Raw genomic sequence first — 5,368 nt, forward strand, 5'->3', positions numbered from 1 at the left:
TTGGTGAACCTCTAAATAACAAGTGAATATTATCTTTATCGTGATTCCATTCTTCTAAAATTACATTGTACTTAGGCGAAATATATTCAAATATTTCTTTTAGTCTGTTTGAAATATCTTCATCAATAACTTGTCTACGATATTTTATAACCAATACTAAATGATATGATAATTTGAATACTGAATGATTATTAGTATCTAAATCCATTTATAACACTCATTTCTAATATTTACTACTGATTATATTTTATTCATATTATTGACTAACGTCAAGTGCTATTCATCTCCCACTTATAGAAGATAGGAGAATTCCGCATAATTAGTTAAATTCCTCCCATATATAATTATTTTAAGAGGTGATTTTATGGAAAATATTTTTCAAATAGCTATAATAAACTATATTTATAGGACAACCTCTTAATATAATTATTATATCATTAAACGTTTACAAGGTAAATTTTAATAATTATTTATATTAATGGAAAATTTCTAAATATTACTTATAAAATATAATCAAACATAAGTAAAAGGTATCAAAACTTACAAGTTTTGATACCTTTTTTATTTTGTGATATAATTTAACTTATAAAGGTGTCATAAATAAGTATCAAAATAGGAGCGTAAAAATGGGAAAAATATATGGATATGCAAGAGTAAGTACTAAAACACAATTAGATGGAAATGGACTAGAACAACAAGTAAGTGAAATATTAAAAATATATCAAAATGCAATTATATATAAAGAGAGTTTTTCTGGAAAAACAATGGATAGACCTATATTTAAAGAATTAATAAATAAATTACAAGATAATGATATACTAGTTGTAACAAAGTTAGATAGATTTTGTAGAACTGTAAAAGAAGGTCTTGAAAGTATAGATAACTTAATAAATAGAAGAATTAAAATACACATCTTAAATATGGGTATAATCGAGGATAATCCTATAGGAAGACTTATTGTAACAAATCTTTTAGCATTTGCCGAATTCGAAAGATCTTTAATAATAGAAAGAACTCAAACAGGAAAAGAGATAGCTAGAAGAAAACCTGACTTTAAAGAAGGTAGACCAAAAAAGTTTACTAAAAGACAAATAGATAATGCATTAAATATGCTTTCTATAAATGGAGGTAACTATAGTTATAAAGAAGTCGAAGAATTATTAGGAATAAGTAAAAGCACATTGATACGGGCAAATAATCATAAAAAGATAGATAAAAAATCTTAGTATATTCTTATATTTATTTCAAATACCTAATCAACAAATCTATATTAAAATACACCATGTCATGAAATAAGCTCCCATTATAGATAATCCCATTTAGGGGGCAGGGCTATTTTTTATTTTGTTTTAATTTACAAGGATCGTATTTAAGATAATAATTCGTAAAAATAAGAAGGAAGTATAATTACTTCCTTCTTATTTTTTTAATTTCCCTATTCTTTTCATTACTTCATCTTTGCTATCTCTTTTTATTGTATATTTATTTTGATTATCGGCGGATAGTATTACTTCTAATCCTAGTAATTCAGATATAACTAACCCTTGCCATGCTTCCAAATTTATTTCTATAGGTTCATATTTATCTCTTTCTATAATTAACTTCATGCTTTTTATCATAAAATCACCTATTTTAATTTTTTTATTTCATTTTCTCTTAATCCAGTTATAATTGATACAGTTTTTATATCTAATCCATTACTCAATGCTTTTTTTGCTACCTCTATTTTTTCATGCTTAACACCTTGTTGTAATCCTTGCTCTAATCCCTTTTTTTCTGCATTTTCTAAAGCTGATATTTCATCATATATTGCTTTTTCTCTCATATTATATCTTTCTCTTTCTTCACTATCCATGCTTAATCTATATAACTCTGTTTTTGCTTGTTTTAAAACCTCATCATTTAACTCTAACTGCCTTACTGCGTTGCTTTCGGGTTCTTTTAAAAACTCTAACCATTTCTCTAATGCATCTATTTTCTCTATATCTTCCACTTTTTCATTATTTCCTATTTCATCAAACTTAGGAAGTTCTATAAAATGTATTTCTTCTAAATCTGTTAATTCTTCATTTGTACTTAACTCTTTTAATCTATACGCATTATGATATTTTTCATTATCTAAATACTTAAAATTTAATATATTTATACATACTGTTCTCTCTAACTTATTATAGTTTTCTCTATTTTGTATTTGCTCTGAATACATCTTGCTCCAATAATATAACGTTCTTTGTATCATGTTATACTCATTTTTAACTTGTATCTCTATGTTTATATGCTCTTTATTACTTGTTATTGCCTTTATATCTAATCTACTAAATTTATCTTCTATAAATTCTTTATCTATATCATTATTTTTTACTTCTACTTCTTTTATTGGATTTATTGGTTTTATTACTGCATTTAAGAAATCTATAAGTATTGGTTTATTCTTTTCTGTTCCAAATATTTTTTTAAATACAAAGTCTATCTGTGGATTTAGCAATGTTCTAATTACCATTCTTAACACTCCTTTTCCTTTTATCTTTATTATATCTTATTTATTTATATAAAATCTATCTCTTTTCTATCTAAACATAATATATAATTACTTTAACTCATTATTTACAATTATTTAAGTATAATACTATTTTGTTTTAATAATATTTATATTTAAAACAATCTCAAAATATAAATATAAATATTTTAGTAAATATACCTTTTTATAAATGATTTATCAAAGAATCTATATTTATATATTAAAATAAATAATAAAAATTTTTATGGAAAAATATGTTTAACTTTGATTTTTTTGTGCTATTATGTAAACAGAAAATTAATAAATCTAGTTTAACACCTAGATTTTATGAGTTTTACAAAATTGATATTGTGTCAAACTCAAATTCTATTGTAAGCTAGTGATTTCAACGATTATATGAAATTACTTATATATAAAATAAAAAAGAAAATAGAGTAAAATCTATTTTCTTTTTTTACTTTCTTGCTATTTATTTTTATTTAAAACAATAAAAAAATATTATTATTATTAATTATATCTTTAAGTTTTTATATAATTCATTGACATCATCTTGTTGTATTCCTAAATATCTTTTAGTAATAGATAAATTACTATGATTAAGTGTTTCCATTATTAATGCTGGATTAAATCCCTTTTTCCAAGCAAAATATCCCCATGTTTTTCTAAGTGAATGGGTTCCTATATTTTCACTTACTCCTACTGACATGGATGCATCTTTTAAAATGTTAAAAGCTTGCTGTCTTGATATATGTTTATTCTTTCCCTCTCTACTTTTAAATATATAGTCTTCTAACTCTAATCCTTCTAAATACTTCAATAACTCTTTTAAAGATTCCTTAGCTGCATCATTTAATCTAATTTTTCTATATTTATTCGTTTTTCCTTCATATAATTCTATTTCTTTAAAATCATTATGCTTTTCATCAATTACATCTTTCCATTTTAAGTTTAAAAGATCTGTTATCCTCAAGGCAACATTTATTCCAACCACGAACATGGCATATGATCTTATATCTTTTTTTTTAAATACATTTTCATTTTTTGAATTTTAACTTTATCTCTAATTGGCTCTACATTATTCATATTTAATCCTCCTAAAATAATACCCTATATATTGATTATTATCTTTTGTTTTTTAATATTTATGCTTTTTAATTTATAACGTATTAATTTTTTACTTGTAACAAGATTAGATATATTTTTGTAGAACTGTAAAATTAGATCTTGAAATCATAAATATTTTAATAAGTAGTGGAATTAAAATCCACACCTTTAATATAAGCATATATTGACTATAACCCTATTTGAATACTTATAGTAACAAACCTTTTAGCATCTTCTAAATTTGAAAGAACTTTGATTTATATATATTTCTTATAAGAATTTAATGTTTCCAAGTGATTTCTTTTTTGTTTTTATTTTAATAAGAATATTTTAAGATTTATTCTATACTATATTAATTTTTTTAATTTAATATATATTTTGTAAGTTAATTAATGTATAAAGATAGTAGTTTATGAGTTCAATTTATTCTAACTACTATCTTTTTATTTATTACTAATTTACTTATAATAATAAATGTATAAACTTATAGTTATAAAGAAGTTAAGAAATTATTAGGAATAAGTAAAATTACTCTAATTCGAGCAAATAACCATAAAAAATATAACTAAGGTAAACATTAAATGATAAATTAATGTTTACCTTAGTTATATTTTCTTATATAATAAATAATGTTATTATTTATTATTCTTATTTTACTATTTATTAATATAATGTATAATGAGCATATTTATTAGATTAAACTCTTAAAATTATGATAATAATTTAATTAAAGATATACCATAAAAAAACCAAAATGTGTTGGCAGCACATTTTGGTTAATGAAATTTTACGTATATGGATTACTAGCGTTTTTCTTTATTTTTGAAAACTTCCTTTAAAGCTTCAAAAATTGTTTTAAGAACGCTAGTTTTCTTATCTGATACAAATTCCACGCCTAGAAATATCTCAAATAATATTCCTAGTACCCCTATACATACAATCGATAATTTACTTGAAGTAAATATTACTCCAATGTACGTTAGTAAGAAATTAGCTAACATAATAATTAATATTATTATTCCCATATACGGTGGTTTAATTTTTTTCCCATGTAATGAATTAATTACTCGTCTATTTCTTTTCCTAATTTCCATATAATAACTCCTCCCTTTGATATTTGAATTCTCTAAAGAGAATCCATATTTATTAATAAATATCATTTAACAATAAATATAGAACCTCTATTAGAGAATACTAAAAATCATTAAAGAAGTTTGCCAATATTATATAGTTAATTTAATAAATTATATGAGACTAGCTTATCTCATTGTATTCTTACTTACATCTCTCCTTCCATTAAGTTACTATAAGATTTATATCTCAGGTTAATATTAACATATATTACATTAATTGTTAATATATTTTTACATTTAACAAACTCTGTGAACTACTCGCCACTTATAGAAATGGGAGCTTCTTGGTCAATATAACTAATGTTACAAGTTTCCCCAAGCTTATAGGGTAGTTCCTACCCCAATATAATACCTCACTAGGCTATCAATTTTTCTAGGTTCTTACTAGCATTTAAGTCTCTATCGTGTTTTGCTCCGCAGTTCGGACAAATCCAATTTCTAAGTGCTAGATTTTTCACATCACTATTTTTATAGCCACAACAAGAACATAGTTGAGAACTTGCATAATTGCTAGGAGCAACTACTATATTCCTCCCATACCATTCAGCTTTATATTCAAGCATAACTCTAAATTCATACCAACTCGCTTCTGATATTACTCTTGCTAGTTTAT

General features: G+C 23.4%; 7 protein-coding genes. 1 reads left to right on the plus strand and 6 read right to left on the minus strand.

The annotated features are described in order from the left end of the window. Nucleotides 1-208, minus strand: a 208-nt coding sequence (tnpA, locus tag K5V21_RS18860; RefSeq protein WP_221862624.1) for an IS200/IS605 family transposase, incomplete at its 3' end; no start/stop codon positions are given. A gap of 418 nt (nucleotides 209-626) precedes the next feature. Between tnpA and K5V21_RS18865 the strand changes: the two genes are divergently transcribed. After that, nucleotides 627-1,226: a recombinase family protein gene (locus K5V21_RS18865; RefSeq protein ID WP_221862625.1), complete on the plus strand. Its 600-nt coding sequence runs from the start codon at nucleotides 627-629 to the stop codon at nucleotides 1,224-1,226. Nucleotides 1,227-1,418: 192 nt separating this feature from the next. Here K5V21_RS18865 and K5V21_RS18870 read toward each other — a convergent pair whose 3' ends face one another. From K5V21_RS18870 to K5V21_RS18890, 5 genes are all read right to left on the minus strand, one after another. Beyond that, nucleotides 1,419-1,619, minus strand: a complete 201-nt coding sequence (locus K5V21_RS18870) for a hypothetical protein (protein WP_221862627.1) — start codon at nucleotides 1,617-1,619, stop codon at nucleotides 1,419-1,421. A gap of 8 nt (nucleotides 1,620-1,627) precedes the next feature. Next, entirely contained in the window at nucleotides 1,628-2,500 is an 873-nt protein-coding gene (locus K5V21_RS18875; protein WP_221862629.1) for an Rpn family recombination-promoting nuclease/putative transposase, read from the minus strand. A gap of 529 nt (nucleotides 2,501-3,029) precedes the next feature. Further along, complete coding sequence (locus K5V21_RS18880; protein WP_245000782.1) at nucleotides 3,030-3,488, minus strand: tyrosine-type recombinase/integrase; 459 nt, start codon at nucleotides 3,486-3,488, stop codon at nucleotides 3,030-3,032. A 937-nt stretch (nucleotides 3,489-4,425) separates the two neighbouring features. After that, nucleotides 4,426-4,716 carry a hypothetical protein gene (locus K5V21_RS18885; RefSeq protein ID WP_221862631.1) on the minus strand — a complete coding sequence of 97 codons (291 nt, stop codon included), beginning with the start codon at nucleotides 4,714-4,716 and terminating at the stop codon, nucleotides 4,426-4,428. Between the two features lie 395 nt (nucleotides 4,717-5,111). Continuing rightward, nucleotides 5,112-5,368: RNA-guided endonuclease TnpB family protein (locus K5V21_RS18890; RefSeq protein ID WP_221862633.1), on the minus strand; the 257-nt coding region annotated here is incomplete at its 5' end.

Source organism: Clostridium sardiniense, from assembly GCF_019753795.1.
GTDB lineage: Bacteria > Bacillota > Clostridia > Clostridiales > Clostridiaceae > Clostridium > Clostridium sardiniense.